This is a genomic window from Bacteroides celer (genome assembly GCF_002632415.2).
Taxonomy (GTDB): Bacteria; Bacteroidota; Bacteroidia; order Bacteroidales; family Bacteroidaceae; genus Bacteroides.
On sequence record NZ_CP178209.1, the window covers coordinates 5,171,005 to 5,187,886 of the forward strand.

9 protein-coding genes are annotated in these 16,882 nt (G+C 42.0%); 3 read left to right on the plus strand and 6 right to left on the minus strand.

Translation table 11 applies throughout. From position 1 onward, the window contains the following. Nucleotides 1-9: 9 nt before the first annotated feature. The 4 genes from CJF29_RS20900 to CJF29_RS20915 all read right to left on the minus strand — a co-directional run bounded on the left by CJF29_RS20900 (nt 10) and on the right by CJF29_RS20915 (nt 9,580). Nucleotides 10-2,085, minus strand: a complete 2,076-nt coding sequence (locus tag CJF29_RS20900) for a RagB/SusD family nutrient uptake outer membrane protein (RefSeq protein ID WP_099145949.1) — start codon at nt 2,083-2,085, stop codon at nt 10-12. Between the two features lie 10 nt (nt 2,086-2,095). Next, a complete protein-coding gene (locus tag CJF29_RS20905) occupies nt 2,096-5,347 on the minus strand; it encodes a SusC/RagA family TonB-linked outer membrane protein (protein WP_099145974.1) in 3,252 nt (1,083 codons plus the stop codon). Between the two features lie 111 nt (nt 5,348-5,458). After that, the gene (locus tag CJF29_RS20910) at nt 5,459-7,939 is read right to left on the minus strand and encodes a glycosyl hydrolase family 95 catalytic domain-containing protein (RefSeq protein WP_099145948.1); all 2,481 of its coding nucleotides are present in this window, start codon (nt 7,937-7,939) and stop codon (nt 5,459-5,461) included. A gap of 21 nt (nt 7,940-7,960) precedes the next feature. Continuing rightward, nucleotides 7,961-9,580 carry a pectinesterase family protein gene (locus CJF29_RS20915; RefSeq protein WP_074637345.1) on the minus strand — a complete coding sequence of 540 codons (1,620 nt, stop codon included), beginning with the start codon at nt 9,578-9,580 and terminating at the stop codon, nt 7,961-7,963. Between the two features lie 282 nt (nt 9,581-9,862). Here CJF29_RS20915 and CJF29_RS20920 point away from each other — a divergent pair, with 282 nt between their 5' ends. Continuing rightward, a complete protein-coding gene (locus CJF29_RS20920; protein ID WP_099145947.1) occupies nt 9,863-11,503 on the plus strand; it encodes a pectate lyase in 1,641 nt (546 codons plus the stop codon). 167 nt (nt 11,504-11,670) lie between these two features. After that, entirely contained in the window at nt 11,671-11,871 is a 201-nt protein-coding gene (locus CJF29_RS20925) for a DUF2007-related protein (protein WP_004299812.1), read from the plus strand. A gap of 177 nt (nt 11,872-12,048) precedes the next feature. Here CJF29_RS20925 and CJF29_RS20930 read toward each other — a convergent pair whose 3' ends face one another. Beyond that, a complete protein-coding gene (locus tag CJF29_RS20930; protein WP_074556730.1) occupies nt 12,049-12,483 on the minus strand; it encodes a hypothetical protein in 435 nt (144 codons plus the stop codon). 1,019 nt (nt 12,484-13,502) lie between these two features. Between CJF29_RS20930 and CJF29_RS20935 the strand changes: the two genes are divergently transcribed. Then, nucleotides 13,503-15,587, plus strand: a complete 2,085-nt coding sequence (locus CJF29_RS20935; protein WP_099145946.1) for a BT4734/BF3469 family protein — start codon at nt 13,503-13,505, stop codon at nt 15,585-15,587. Between the two features lie 194 nt (nt 15,588-15,781). Here the strand turns inward: CJF29_RS20935 and CJF29_RS20940 are convergent, their stop codons facing one another. After that, the gene (locus CJF29_RS20940) at nt 15,782-16,843 is read right to left on the minus strand and encodes a virulence RhuM family protein (protein WP_099145945.1); all 1,062 of its coding nucleotides are present in this window, start codon (nt 16,841-16,843) and stop codon (nt 15,782-15,784) included. Between the last annotated feature and the right edge of the window lie 39 nt (nt 16,844-16,882).

A 16,882-nucleotide genomic window follows, 5' to 3' on the forward strand; every position in this document is an offset into this window, starting at 1 on the left:
TACCATTAATTATTTATAACCATACGAATTAGAAACATACCCTTGAGTCTTATTGACATCCTCATAATAAATAGCGAATACATGGCGATAATTACACACTCCATTACCAACAGAATATTTACGGAACTCCGCTTCGGCTTCACCGCCCCAGTTCAACCTACCAAACAAATTTGAATAGTCATAAGACGCATTCAGACCTGTACCGCAAACCAATATTCTAGCCATTGTTTTCACATAATTAGTATTCAGGGTTGCATTTATATCACCATCCTTATTCAATGTCACCTGCATGCTGATCCAGTTGCACTCATACTGTCCTTTTGATGCAGAAGCAGTTCCGGTTCCCATATCCTCATTGAAGTTAACGGACGACATATCAATGTATTCCGGATTATCCGAGTCTTCATATTTATAATAGATTTTTCTCGGTATCTCATTCACTTGATACGTCTTTCCAAAAATAGTTACCGGTTTATAATCATACAGCATACAAAGACCGATTTTCATTTCTTCTATTTTCTCCGCCAACAATCCCCAACGTGTCAAATCCTGACGACGGATAGATTCACAGCCAAACTCCCATGCCCGTTCATTGACAATGGCCGTAAAGAAGTCGGCATCATACTGTGTTATTTCGGGAGCACCAGTACCAAATGCCCTTTCACGGACCTTTTCCAAAGCCTGTCGGGGAGACATACCGGCAATCGGACTAACTGCATCCGGTCCTGTCAATACATTTTGAGCCTCTGCAAACATCAGGTAAATATCTGAATACCGCATCAAAATCCAATTGATACCAGTAGCAATACGTGAATTAGCTTTCGGGAAACGGACTTTCATATAATTATCAGTCATCCAATACCAACGCCATTTACCACAAGCCACTCCTAATGGGTTACAGCGAATAACTTCCTTATTTTTTCCATTCTCATTGATATATTCCTGGAAAACACAAGTAACATCCCGACGGGTGTCTGCCGGATCAAATGAATAAAAATAGTAAGCAGTAGTAGCCGCATATCCTGCCCCTCCCATACCTTGGGTGGTATTAAAAACCCCTCTGCTCAGGTTGTATCCCATCGTGGCACCCACATCTCCATTCTGTCCTTCACCAAAAGCAACTTCAAACAGGTTTTCATTATACTTGTTGTATTCCAGATGATTGACAGTAGACCAAATATTCTCGTAACTGGGATCAAGCTCATGAGGATTATCAGTCGCTCCCAAAATCTCCGCACACTGTTTGGCAGCCAGCTCATAATAGTCTTTCCAGTTTTTAGGGCGACCGACGAAATATCCGTTCATTTCCGGAATGGTCGGATGATGTTCCACATCCAAGTCCGGAAACTGATTTCCATCCCGTACAGACCATCCTCCGGCAAATAGCGCTACTTTTGCCAGCAGTCCTTTGGCAAAACCTTTATTCATGCGTTCTACCGTATATGATTCTTCTCCCATCCAAGGCAGATATTCAATTGCCTCTTTCAAATCCTCTATGATATAATTATAAACAATATCACGGTCCACTTTTCCTATATAGACATTTCCCAATCCGCTTTCAGACGCATGCTCTTTATATGGCACATCTCCCCAATAACGGATCAGTTCAAAATAGCCTAACGCTTTTAGTGCTAATGCCTCTCCTAAATATCTACGCATGGCAGCCTTGTCCGAAGTAGATTGCATCAACGTGGACCGACGTATACCATCTACGATAGTAGTGGCGGATTCTGCCAGATAATAAAGTTTGTCCCATCTGGTATTCCGGTTATAATTATCGTCATAAAAATTGCCAGCACCTTCATCACGAAGTGTCGAATTATAGTTTTCCGTAGAAAACGCACCCGAGCCAACCTCCACGTCAGAAGCTCCCTGCCAGTTGACACACAGTTTCTGACCATATATATAGGTGTCCGTCATTGTCGCATACACACCCATCAGGGCTGCTTCCGTCAGAGCTGTCGATTTAAACAGATTCTCATCACTTGGAATAGAAGGACTTTCGGTATCCAAAAAATTATCCATACACGAAGTGCATAACACAGAGGAGGATAAAACCGCTAAAAATAGTTTCTGTATTTTCATTTTTCAAGTATTAAAAAGTAACATTAAGACCGAATACATAAGAATGTGCTTTCGGATATGCAGAATAATCCACACCCGGAGTCAAAGGGGTAGAACGTTGTGTGCTCACTTCAGGATCCTGTCCGGAATAAGCTGTCCAGCAAAACAGGTTATTGGCCGTAGCATACACGCGCAGATTCTTGACTCCTAGCTTACGAGTCACAGTAACCGGAAGCGTATACCCTAACGTCAGGTTACTACAACGCAAAAAAGAACCATCTTCAATCGCCCAGTCCGTCACAAGCGTACGCCCCATCATAGGCATCCAGATAGAGGCTTTGGAATTGATTTCAACAAAGCGCTCCGGATTAGCATCATTACCATACATTACATTGGCACCCGTTTCCGGATCAATAATCGACCAACGGTTTTCCAGGCTCATAAAATCCCTGATATTATTATATTTACGATTCGTATGAGTGGATGCCATAATCTTATTGGCATTATATACTTTATTACCATACGACCAATTGAACATAGCCGCCAGGTCAAACCCTCTCCATGCAGCATTCAGCCCGAATCCGCCAATATGCTTTGGCTGTACACTACCGATCACTTTACGGTCATTATCCGCGTCAATCACACCGTCATTATTCTGATCCTTCAGTTTGATAAAGCCCGGACCAAAGTTAGGCAAGTCGTTAGAGAACAAAGCCCTGTCGTCTACTACCCCTTTATTCAGTATCCATTTTTTCGTATTCTCATCAAACGTAAAGTCGTCTACAGAATAAAAGCCCTCTACTTCGAATCCATAAATCTGTCCTACCGCCTGACCTACAATAGCACGAAAATCATCAGAGCCGATATCCGGTCGCCAGTTGGATTGCGCACTCAATACGGTTGCCGTTCCATCCAGTTTATTCACTATATTTTTATTGAATGATATATTGAAGTTAGCTCCCAGATAGAAATCTTTACTATTGATAATCGTTCCGCTAAGCGTAAGTTCAACTCCCCTGTTCGTGCTGCGGCCTACATTCTGATACTGATATTCATATCCCGAATTTGAAGGAAGATCCATGCGTAAGATTAAATCTTTCGTTATATCATTATAGAAGTCAACCGTCACATTCAAACGGCTATTAAAGAGGCTGGCATCTATTCCCACATTAGAGGATAACTTCGTCTCCCAAGTCAGATTCTCGTTCCGCAAGGTGTTCTGCAATTTCAGGGCACTCTGTACTGTTTCATTTAGATAATATTGCCTATTGGCAGAAGATTCCATTTTATAATCCTGTCTCCAGTATGAATTGACACGCGCATTACCAACTGACCCGTAACTCACACGAAGTTTCAGATTATCCAGCCAGTCTTCCGTCTGCTTCATAAATTTTTCCTGGGAAATACGCCATGCCAATGCCATACCCGGGAAAAATCCCCAACGGTTTTCAGGAGCGAACACATTCGTTCCGTCGGCACGGGCTGTAAAAGTGAACATGTACCGATCTTTGAAAGCATAGTTTAAACGACCGAAGTAAGATGCCGTACGGGAAGGTTCACCAATAGTGGTATACGTTGGTTGGGATTCTCCATAGTTCCACATAGCCAACACTTCGCTCGCCGTAAAATCCATAGGATAATATTTGGATGAGGCAATCATCTGATTTCTGTAATTACTCACCATTTCATGTCCGGCCATCAGATCAAGGCGGTGATTCTTTTTCAGAGAGAACCGGTAACTCAATATGTTCTGCAAGTTCCATCGTGCACCTTTCTCATCCGTACGTTTGGCTACGGGCTGACCGGCATTGGAGCTAGACTCTCCGGTTTTCTTTAACCAGACATTATCGGTATAATTATAAGTGTATGCGTAACTACCTTTCAGCTGATAAGTCAATCCTTTAACAATTTCCCAGTTAAATCCGGCATTGTAAGTCATAGAAAACTGGTTTTGTTTCTTATACTCATTCACTGTATTATATACAGGATCATTCAATGATGATAACAATGCATCATCCGAGTAATCTATCTCACCTCCCAAAGCATCTCCCGCTTCTATGCTTGCAAGACTGTTGATCGGCGAGAAAAGAACGGCATCTCTCAATTTACCTCCATTGGTACCCGCACCGTCAATCACCATTCTAGTCAGACGGCTAGAAAACTCAAACTTCAATTTGTTACTCAACTTTTTATCCATCTTCACACTCAAGTTATCCCTCACATAATTGGAGTTGAGCATAATGTACTTCTCATCATCCCGCGTATAACTCAAATTATAACGCAATGTAGCATCCGTTCCTCCTGTTATACCAACATTATAGCTTTGTTTGAATCCGGTGTTTCCATATACTTTATCCTGCCAGTTCTTGCCTTCTACCGAACGATAAATATTGCGATCGTCCCAACGTCCATACATCGAATTAATGCTACTGGTCAGAGAGGTGCCCGGATCAAGTTCTTTCTGATAACAGTAGTATTCGTAAGGTGAAAGTACCCCCGTCAGATTATACACATTACTGACACCCCAGTGAGCATTGAATGAGATTTCTGTTTTTCCCGCCTTACCGCTTTTTGTAGTAACAAGAATAACGCCGTTCGCACCTTTAGCTCCATAGATGGCGGTAGAAGAAGCATCTTTCAAAACATCAATGCTTTGAATATCACCGGGAGGAATATCATTGATATTACTCACCTGAAAACCGTCAACAATATATAACGGTGAATTGTCCTGGGTAATAGAACCACCACCACGCACTGTAATCTGGATTGTTGCATCGGGCGATCCATCAGTAGCCACTACATTCACACCTGCCAGTTTTCCTGTAATAGCCGCAGCCGCAGAAGTTATCGGAATATCCTTCAAAACCTTCTCACTCACTGAAGAAATTGCACCGGTCAAATCTCCGCGACGTGAGGTTCCGTATCCTACCACTACCACTTCGTCCAAAGTCTGATTGTCTTCTTCCAACACAACTTTCAGATGTTTGCCCGGTTTCACAGTCGCAACAACTGATTTCATTCCTACAAAACTAATTTCCAACTTTGTTGCATCTTCGGGAACAGACAAAGTGAAATTTCCATCCAAGTCGGTAATTGTACCGACGGAGGACTTTTTCAACACCTTCACACTAGCACCAATAATAGCATCGCCGTTGGTATCCACCACCGTTCCTTTCACAGATACCTTCTGTGCATATACTGTTGTCGCCGTTATAAAGCACAAGAGCAAGCAACATATATACGCAAAGCATCTTCTCAAAAATAAATGTCTTTGTACATCCATAGTATTATCTTGATTAATTTGTTTCATTTTTGATGTTACAAAAGTCACACTTTTACATCTGTTTTCCACTCATTATTTATGCAAAAGCGTGGACTTTTTATATAGAATATCTTATTTTACTGTAACAATAATCACCTCTCCTTCGCGTGTATCCACATCATACAAATAAGTATCACGTAATGTCACTCCTTTTAAAGGCGCTTTTTCACTAATCATCGGGCGTGAGATTTGCTGTACTTTAAATAATGCGTTCGGATTCGCTTCCTCTTCCTTCTTCTGTTTCAACAATGCTCCTTCAGCAGCCAATTTCCAGTAAGAGCGCAGGCGCAGATTGCCTCCGGTTTCCGAACGTAACACAGCTTTTACCAGCTTACCGTCCTTCCAAGTCAATTCATCAATCAAAAAACCTCCCCGGGCACGCAACCCTTTCACTGTCCCGCTCTTCCATTCTGAAGGCAACGAAGGCAACAGATGAATCGCACCATCATGACTTTGCACCAGCATTTCGGCAATACCAGCCGTGCAACCGAAGTTACCATCTATTTGGAAAGGTGGATGCGCGTCGAATAAATTAGGATACGTTCCGCCTCCCTGTCCTTTTTGTATTTCAGGGCTGACATAAGTCAGCTGATTCTTTATCAACTGATAAGCATGGTCTCCATCAAGCATACGGGCCCAGAAACAAACTTTCCATCCCATTGACCAACCGGTAGAAGGATCTCCCCGTTGTATCAATGTGTTTTTTGCCGCTTCAAAGAGTACCGGAGAACGATAAGGAGAAATCTGATAACCGGGATATAGCCCCCAAAGATGAGAGATGTGCCGGTGACGATCATTAGGATGATCCCAGTCTTCAAACCATTCCTGCAATTGTCCGTACTGCCCTACCTGCATCGGAGGTAACTGCCGGCGCATATTCTTCAATGTATCACAAAAATCGGTATCTGCGTTCAGCACTTTGGCAGCTTCGCATGTATTTGAAAATAAATCAAAAACCAACTGATTATCCATCGTGATTCCTGCAAAAAGATTACTTTTCTTCTTTATCCAGTGCGGAGAATTCTCGGGTGAGTTGGAAGGAGTGACAACCAGATAACCCGTGTTCGGGTCGCGTACCAGAAAGTCGACAAAGAATTCCGAAGCACTTTTCATCATCGGATATACTTCCTCCAAATACTTCTTATCACCGGAAAACAAATAACGGTCCCATAAATGCTGGCAAAGCCATGCATTAGCCACAGGCCATGTCCCACAATAAGGACGGTCCACTGCACCCGTCATACGCCACAAATCCGTATTATGATGCAACACCCAGCCACGACAACCATACATTCGACTGGCAGCTTCACGCCCATTCTCGCTCAATTCACGTACCATCTGGATGAATGGTTTATGAAGTTCGGCCAAGTTGGTGATTTCCGCCGGCCAGTAATTCATTTCAGCATTAATATTCGTTGTATAATTGCAGCTCCAGGGAGGTCCCGGGTTATGATTCCATTTGCCCTGCAAGTTGGCGGGCTGGCATCCGGGCTGTGAAGATGAAATCAATAAGTAACGTCCATACTGGAAATACAATGCTATCAATGCCGGATCATAGGATGAAGAAAATTCCTTGATACGTACATCCATCGGCTTATTGGCTTGGGAAGTTTCACCCAAATCCAAAGTTACACGATTGAATTGTTTCTGATAAGCAGCAATATGAGCGGCTTTCGCTTTACTATAATCTTTCGCTGCATTTTTCAAATAAGCTTTATTCCGTTGATACGGATCGCCCGATATATCTTTATAGTTGACAAAGTTAGTCGCCATCGAGATATACAATGTAAGTTCACTGGCTCCTTGAACGCTAAGCAACGTGTCATTGGCAGTTATCACTTTCCCACCTTTATGTTTCACATCCAAATCGGCACAATAGTGCACTTTACCCGGAAAATAACGGCTGCCATGCGTAATACCTTCCAGCCGCAAACCTTTCTTTCCATAAATACTACGTTTCGGATCTCTCATCGGGGTATTAAAAAACAATTCGCAATTGATTGTTCCCGGTTTGGATGCTTTGATATGCCTGATAACCAGTTGATCGGTAAATGATGCAAATGTTTCTTCGGTAAATTCCACTCCGTCTACTTCGTAGCGAGTCACAGCTACTGCATTGCTTATATCCAGATCACGATAGTAATTATTTACTTTTTTGTGATCTTGATAACGGATATTCAGACGACCCACTGTCTGGTAAGGCATTTCATTCCCCACTTGTGAAAGAATCTTCGTTGCCGCCATGTTCTGCGCTTCTTCGTACTTTCCTTCAAAAATCAACCGGCGCATTTCCGGCAAAGCCGTTTTTGCTTCTTCATTATAGTTCTGGTAAGGAGAGCCCGCTGACACTGTTTCTTCGTTCAACTGTATTTGTTCCAGTTGAGGATCACCGAACACCATTGCCGCAATCCGTCCATTACCAACCGGGAGTGCCTCTTCCCAATAAGAAGCGGGTTTGTCATACCATATTCTATAGATGTTTTGTCCTTCCACATTCCCCAACAGAGAAGAAAAAGCCAACATACAACTGAATACTTTACTTATCATTTTCATATTTTAAAGTTTTAATTGTCATCACTCTTTTAAAGGTTCACTCAAAGACCCATACTCACTAACGGCCTTCACCTGATATGTCTTTCCTTCCTCAACATTACAAGACGTTTCCTTGGTTATTTGTACAGTTTCATCGTTCGCAATTACCAAATAACAAATTGCATATTTTGAAGCATCCCAACTTAATATACCGTTTTCTCTTTTCAGATTTTCCGGTGCGGATATTTGTTCCATATATTTCTTCGGGTCCCAATTATCGCCCTCACGAACAACGTTTTCATACGTATACCGAGCTGCTTCACCTGCCGTAAGGACAGCCTGACAAATGCCTGTCACCGGATTCTCTTGTTCATCCTGATAGGTATATTGCGTTTTACGCTGGCTTAAATCTACAGTATTCCCCTCCTTATCCTTACTGTTATATTCAGCAAACATTTGAGGAATAGCTCCCATATCCGTCCATCCTTCCGGAGCTATCTTTATATTAAAAATCGTATTGAGATATACAGCTATCGGAGAATTATGCCAGGGACGTCCCAACTTGACTCTTTCTGTATCAGCCAATTCATTTCCATCCACTATGCAATTATTCAACACATATCCCCAACGTGTTCCTACTTTATGAGAAGGAGCAACAATAATTGCGCCATCCCTCATATTATAAAAGGTGCAATGTTCGAGAAAGCAATTTCCATTTCCATAAAAGTAATCAACGGCTCCTTCAATCCAGCAATTCTGTGCATACAGTCTGCCGTTATCCGATTTAGGCCCAGTCTGCCAAGTGTCTTGGTACGAGAGGAATTTGCAATTATTGAATGAGTTGCGGTCATTCTGGGTATACATTGCCAATGCCATAGGACCTTTCTGTAATTCTTTGCCATATCCGTTTACAAAAGATATATTCTCTGCGTAAAAATCCGTAGCTTTCACTGATACCATAGCGGCTTCCGTTTTTCCTAAGTTCTTATAAGAGTACTTCCACACATCCGGATCAGTCGCACTGGCTTCGGTTGAGCTGTTAATTCGTAACTTGACAATTGTCTTATCCACATCCTGTCCGATGAGATGAATATACGGTTTGTCTTCAGGAATAATAATTTGTTCTTCATACGTTCCGTTCGCCACGAAAATGAGCCAGGGTTCTGTTCTTTTCGAGGGGACATTATCTATTGCTTTCTGTATACTGGTATAGTTTCCTTTTCCGTCAGGACTGACCACCGCATCAAATATGCGTGCTTCCGGTTGAGGACGTTCTCTGATTGTAAACTGAATACTGACACCTTCGAATACATTTCCCTGAAAGTCTATGACTGCACCTTTGGGGAGGCTGAACTGACAGGCCTGATTATAGTCCAAAGCAGTATAAGCGTAAGACGCTGTTTTACCTTTGAAAGTCAACTCCACTTCCTCGCCATTAAAATTCGCTTTCCCTTCTCCCGCTTTCACATACTCGTTAAAAGTAAGCAGAATCGTATTGTTTTCTTCGGCCGTTTCACCATTTGCAGGAGTTACAGACACCAAAGAAGGGGCTTCATGGTCGGGAACAAAAAAGTTATTGCTACTTTCCTTGCAACTTGTTGCCAGCAAAGCTGATAACAACAATAGTCCTTGGGACATCTTTGAAAATAAATGTGCTTTCATAAATTATTTGTTATATTCTTAATGATAGATTCTTATTCCATTATTATTTGGTCGTCCTGCCTTGAGCAGTTACTATTTCACGTTACAAAAGTATACGGAACAACATGAATACTTTCTCACTATTTGTTTGTTTGCGTGGACTTTTTTAATATCATTCAAAAGTTGCGGACTTTTTGTGCAATCTGGTGCACTATCTATGCAACCAGTTGTCTATCAAATTCTATCCACTTACATTTGTATCAGTATCACTATCATCACACTTTATAAAAAATCAGGTAAGATATGAAAAACAACAAGGTAAAATTCATTTTCGTGGCACTACTGTTTGCCACACAAGTAGAATCGTTCTCCTCCTGTTCCACATCTTCAGTCAATGAAGAAAATAAAGAACAGGAGACTCCACCGGATTCTCCCTCCGTATCTCCACCAGTAGAAGAAACAGCATATGCCTTTCCCGGAGCTGAAGGAGGAGGAATGAACACTACAGGAGGAAGAGGTGGAAAGGTATATATTGTCAGATCCCTGGAAGACTCCAAAGCACCGGGTACCCTCCGGTATGCCATCGAACAAAAGGAGCCTCGTATAATTGTCTTCTGTATATCCGGCACCATTTATCTAAAATCGACACTGGACATTCGGAACGGTGATGTCACGATAGCCGGACAGACAGCTCCCGGAGACGGTATCTGCCTGGCTCACTTTCCAGTAAATGTATCGGCCGATAATGTAATTCTACGATACCTGCGTTTCCGGATGGGAGATACGGATTTGCTGGGTTCTTCGGCTTCCGACGGTGCAGATGCTCTGGGAGGACGCCAGAAAAACAATATCATGATTGACCATTGTTCCATCAGTTGGAGCACTGACGAATGTGCTTCATTCTATGATAATACTAACTTTACCATGCAATGGTGTATTATTTCAGAAAGTCTCCGCTTATCGGGACATACCAAAGGCCCTCATGGATATGGCGGTATTTGGGGAGGAGTCAACGCTTCCTATCATCATAATCTGATGGCCCACCATGACAGTCGTACACCACGTTTCGGTTCCGGAGTAAAATATCAAGGTCAGGAACGTACTGATATGCGTAATAATGTTATTTATAACTGGAGCGGTAACGGATGTTATGGCGGCGCAGCAATGGGTATTAACATTGTGGACAACTACTACAAACCCGGACCCGCTACGGATGCCAAAGTGGCCAACCGTGTGATGGCTATCGACATCAGCTCTTCTGATGGAGATTTTGCACCAATCAAAGGGGTATTGGGACAGTATCATATCAGCCGGAATTACTTCGAGGCGGGAAACCAACTGACAGAAGCAGCCGCCGCAAAAGTGAACAAAGACAACTGGACTGGTATCCGTAACAACACCGGTCACTCTCTCGATGAACTGAAACGGGATACTCCGGTAGAAGTAGATGCGGTAACTACCCACACGGCACAAAAAGCTTACGAACTGGTGTTGAAATATGCGGGTTGCAGTCTCAAACGAGATGATATAGATACTCGTATCGTTGAAGAGACACGCACAGGAACGGCACAATTCATCGGAAAGAACGAACACAACGGATTAGGAGATGCCCCCTGCCCGAACGGTCCTTGTGAACATTGCGACAAAGGTATCATCCATTGGAAAAGTCAGAATTATCCTAAGGGCGGACTTATCGATAGTCAGAAAGACCTAAAGCCTTCCGGAGCTGGTAGCGACTGGAGCGCATGGCCAACATTAAAATCATTGCCACAAGTTACCGATTCTGACAATGACGGCATGCCTGACGAATGGGAAACCGCCAACGGATTGAACCCCAACAAATATGATGCAAACGGAAGAAATCTAAGTACTGCCTATGATAATATAGAGGTTTATATCAATAGCCTTGTAGAAACAATAACAAATACGCAAAATAAGAAATGAATGATGTGAGGGAAAACAACTCTTATTAACGCAAAAAACTGGTCAATTAATACAAATCCTGATTCAATGAATCATTTGTATACTATATATGAAACAATATTGCACCTCTATGTTGCTTTTCTCTCTTATCTTTGTCGCAGTAAAAACAAAAACACACTATAAAGATCATGATTACAAGTAGAAAGATTTCTCAAGTCAAAGTTTTTGCTGGTAGTCCTTGGGAGGTAGCCAGCGTAAAGAGTTTGTTGAATGCAGCTTATATTCAAGTGTCAACGAAAGACAATGGTTTAAACAGTATTTTGATTTCTGTTCCTTGCGAATACTATACTGCGGCCATGCGTGTAATTAATAACAGAAAAGTTTCATAGGTTTTAGGTTTACATATAAATTGGAGGGTTCTTATTGTCAGCAGGAGTTTTGGCTGGATAATACGGTGATTAGCAACTCATTGCACCCTGACAATAAGCTATGACAATAGGCTGACAATAAAAAGATCGTACTTTTATTGTCAGCCTGTTATTTAATAGATTAAATTCACAGCAGAATTATAGAATTCGTTTCAATCTCCTGCATATCTTTCTGATCCAGCACTTGCTACAAATAGCGTTGTCCGACATAGAATTCTTCTCGAAGGATCGCAGTCTTTCGTATTGTTCCTCCACCATTTTCCATAAACCGTCCAGTCGCGAACTTTGTCCTCTAATTGCCATTAATTCCTGATCCCGCATATTCAAGAGTGAAGCATACAATCTGCTGGTTTTGTTTTTTTCCATGCAAAGTTGCTCTAACTCATCGATATATTCAGACGTAATTCCCAGCTTAGTCCGTTTTATGAATTGCTGGATACTATCATCATCTATGGAAACTGTATCGTTCTCATAAGACACTGTGATTTTTTTCATTTCCACCCAGAGCCAGATATACTCTTTTTCGAGTCGGTATTTCTCGGCTGCCGCTTCTATGCTAATCCATTGTGACATAGTGTTTGTTTTTAATTTGTTATACAACAAGGAATAAATAGTGCTCTGTTGATGTTGATTCAACAAACATTCGCGCTTTTTGTATTCCGGGCGGACAGGAGATTGGGGTTGGGGATTTATAAGGATCATGAAACCAACCGGGTACAAAAAAAGCGTGAATGCTGTTGAACCATTATCCGTATTTGAGGCCTAGCAAACCCGTCCGAAAGATAATGATAACAACAGACATCCACGCTAATTGTGTATATATAACACATCTTTCATCGATATGTTGACATACGGCCATTCACGTGGAATATCTGTTGAACCACCCCTCTACGGACAGAAACTTGCTAGATTTCAAATACGAGGGATAAGTCGTAAATATTCCTATTTATAAATATAAAAAAACGCTTCTTACCTATTTCATCACGCTGATGAACAGAAAGCGTATGACAAAGATATGCTTTTTTTTCGAAACAAAGTGGAAATACGGAAATAAATACAGGAAGTTTTGTATTGAAAGAGAGGAAGTTCAATATTAGCAAAGAGCGTATAAGAAATATAAACTCGCTACGAAGCGAATGTCGCCCCCGTTAATTGAATGCTGCGCATCTGGTATCTTTCACTAAAGAAGCAGGTATTGTTCGGCTAAAGCTACAGCATTGTTCAGCTAAGGCAGCAGTATTGTTCAGCTAAAGCTACGGTATCTTCACCTTCCCACGGCCGTGGTGACTTCTTTCCACAGCCGTGACGAATTCCTACCACGGCCGTGGGAAGATCTCGTCACGGCCGTGGCGAACTACCAATACCGGTAAGTTAACGTAAGAATAACGGTGTCTTTAGGCAACAATACACAGTGGCGAGCATATCTTTACTTACTTGTTAATGTTTCAAGTCCGCCTTCTTGAATAGAGTATAACAAGAAAGCACATTCTTTATCGCGATAAAGCGCAAATAGTTTGTTTTACAAGTACCTTATCCGTACCTTTGAAACCAATAACAAACACTTACTCTCATTAAATATCAAGAGAAGAAAAATGAAGATTACACAAATCAGGGAAAACGGAGATACGGAGGCACTAAGCGTGACAGACATCGACCTGCTGATAGAAAAAATGAAAAAAGAAACCAAGCTCCGCCCGGTAACCGGATTACGTCAGGCCCTGCATTTTGTTCTACCCGACGAGCCTTGTTCCCTCGCCAACAAACTACCACGAGTGATTCCCGCAGCAGCCTTCGGGCGAGTGAACGGAGTGAAGCGAATGAAAACCTACAATGGCATTGTAGAACTGACCATCGGTCCGCTAGCCGGAAAGACAGAAGTGGAAATCGTGAAGCAAAAGGCAGCCGAACTTCCCCAAACAATGCTGGCTTTTATGGGAGCAAGTGGTAAAAGCGTCAAGATATGGACTTGCTTCACCCGTCCGGACGGTACTTTACCGCAAACAACGGAAGAAGCCGAAGTGTTTCAGGCACATGCTTACCGGCTTGCCATTAAATGTTATCAGCCTCAACTTCCCTTCAACATTCTATTGAAAGAGCCGAAACTGGAACAATTCTCACGTCTTAGTTATGATCCGGACTTGATTTATCGTCCCACCCCTGTCCCCTTCTATCTTTCACAACCCATCGGTATGCCCGGCGAGATGACTTATCATGAGAAATCGAGCACTGAAGCATCTCCACTGAATCGAGCACTGCCGGGGTATGACACGGAAGATACAGTAGCATTGCTTTATGAAGCAGCATTGCGGAAGACATTCGAAGAAATGGAAACAGACTGGCATCGGAACGATCATGATTTGCAAACTTTAGTAGTCCCGCTTGCCGAAAATTGTTACTACTCCGGCATCCCGGAAGAAGAGGTAACTCGACGGACCATCATGCGTTATTACAAAAGAAAAAATCCGATGCTGATACGCGAAATGATAAGAAACGTATATAAGGAATGTAAGGGAGTGCACAAAAGCAACTGCCTGACTAAAGAGCAACGCCTTAGCCTGCAGATGGACGAATTTATGAACCGTCGTTATGAGTTCCGTTATAATACGCAGATCGGGGAAGTGGAATACCGGGAGCGTTTCTCGTTTCAGTTTTATTTTCATTCCATCGACAAACGGGCACAAAACAGTATCATGCTTGATGCCCAATCCGAAGGTATTGGCGTATGGGACAGGGACATAGACCGATACTTACATTCCAACCGTGTGCCAATCTACAATCCGTTGGAAGAATTCTTGTTTCATCTGCCTCATTGGGACGGCAAAGACCGTATTCATGCTTTGGCAAACAGGGTCCCTTGCAAAAATCCGCATTGGGAATTGCTTTTCCACCGTTGGTTCCTGAATATGGTTTCACATTGGAGAGGGGTAGATAAAATGCACGCAAACAATACGTCGCCCATATTAGTGGGCCGACAGGGAACTCATAAATCAACTTTCTGCCGTGAAATGATTCCGCCTGCGCTTCGCGCTTACTATACAGACAGCATTGATTTCAGCCATAAACGAGATGCAGAACTGTATCTGAATCGGTTTGCGCTCATCAACATCGATGAGTTTGACCAGATAACTCTGCCACAACAGGGATTTCTGAAACATATTCTTCAAAAGCCTGTGGTCAATCTACGGAAACCGCACGGTCGCTCGGTACTTGAATTGCAACGGTATGCTTCATTTATCGGTACAAGCAATCAGAAGGATTTGTTGACTGATCCTTCGGGAAGCCGCCGTTTCATTTGTATTGAAGTGACGGGAAACATCGACACTACACAGCCGATAGATTATGAACAGCTTTATGCACAAGCCATGCACGAGATTCATCATGGCGAACGCTACTGGTTTGACAGTGAGGATGAGCAGATTATGACAGAAAACAACCGTGAGTTTGAGCAGACACCGGCTATGTTGCAGTTGTTTTATCAGTATTTCAAGACTGCACAAACGAAAGAGGAAGGGGAATTTCTTACTCCGGTTGAAATATTGAATTATCTGAAGAAGAAAAGCGGTATGTCATTGTCTGATAACAAAGTATATCACTTCGGGAGATTGCTGCAAAAATGCGGTATTCCTTCGAAGCATACTTATAAAGGTACTGTTTATCAGGTTATAAAGCTATCATAAGAGATAAAAGTAAGGCTGACAATAGAAGTCTGGATATTTTATTGTCAGCCTATTATCAATGGTTATTGTCAGGTGATAGAACGTTGATATTCATCTACTTGTACATAATCCTGACAGTATGACAATAAAACAGGTACAAATCATTATGAGATCTAAATTTGATATTTTGGTTTCATAGATGAATAGAGGTAATCTTATTTAATTTCATCCACAAAGTCTAGTGTATCACCAGTATTAAACTTGTCGAAATCAGACTGAAACAAACAGTCCTGAATGATACGGTATTTCTCAAATTCAGTTTCCGCATAGTCTTTCGCTTGTTCGGTAGAAACTTTTCCTGAATCATTTAAAACCGGGCGGTCATCACTATCCAAGAATTTGTCAATGCGTTTCGCCCAGTCCTCCATCGTCATAGGAATGTGGCGTTTTGCCCGGTCTTCTGCCAAATCCAGAAAAGCATTGACCAACCGCCCCATTGACTCCAGTTCTTCTTCTTTCAAATAATTCTTTGCTATCGACACATCTGTTTTTACAATCTTTCCGTCAGGAGCTTTCTCCCACGTAGTCAGCCCCATATGTTCTTTTTCCGCATTGGCACGCTCTACAATAAGCTCTGCAGCTGTATGCCCATGAACTGCATAGTGCATTTTGTTCTGCACCTTTTTGAAAAACAAACGTGTGGTCGGAGCATTGAGATTATAGTCTATACTAGTAGCATAAATATCTGTTAGCTTTTGGTAGAAACGTCGCTCACTTAGCCGTATTTCACGAATTTCAGCAAGCAAATGCTCAAAGTAATCTTCATTGATGAATGATCCGTTCTCCATTCGTTTTTTATCAATGACATATCCACGAATGGCAAACTGCCGAAGTATAAATGTACACCATTGCCGAAATTGAGTGGCGCGCACGGAGTTGACGCGATAACCGACTGAAATGATGGCATCAAGATTATAATATTTTATTGCATAGTTTTTTCCATCAGAAGCAGTTCGTCGGAATTTCCGACAAACTGAATCTTCCTGTAATTCCTGACTCTGAAAGATATTCTGCAAGTGTTCAGCAATAGTAGAGCGACCTTTATCAAACAAAAGAGCAATAGCATCCTGGGTTAGCCACAAAGTATCGTCCTGATAAAGCACTTCAATGCCTTCTTCTTTATTCTCTATCTGAAAAATAAGAAATTCAGCCGTACTATTACGTATTTGCAGTTTCTTGCTTCCGTTATTACTTTCTTCCATATTCATCTTGAACATTCATTTCTTTTAGAAGAAACAAATGTACTTAGAACATAT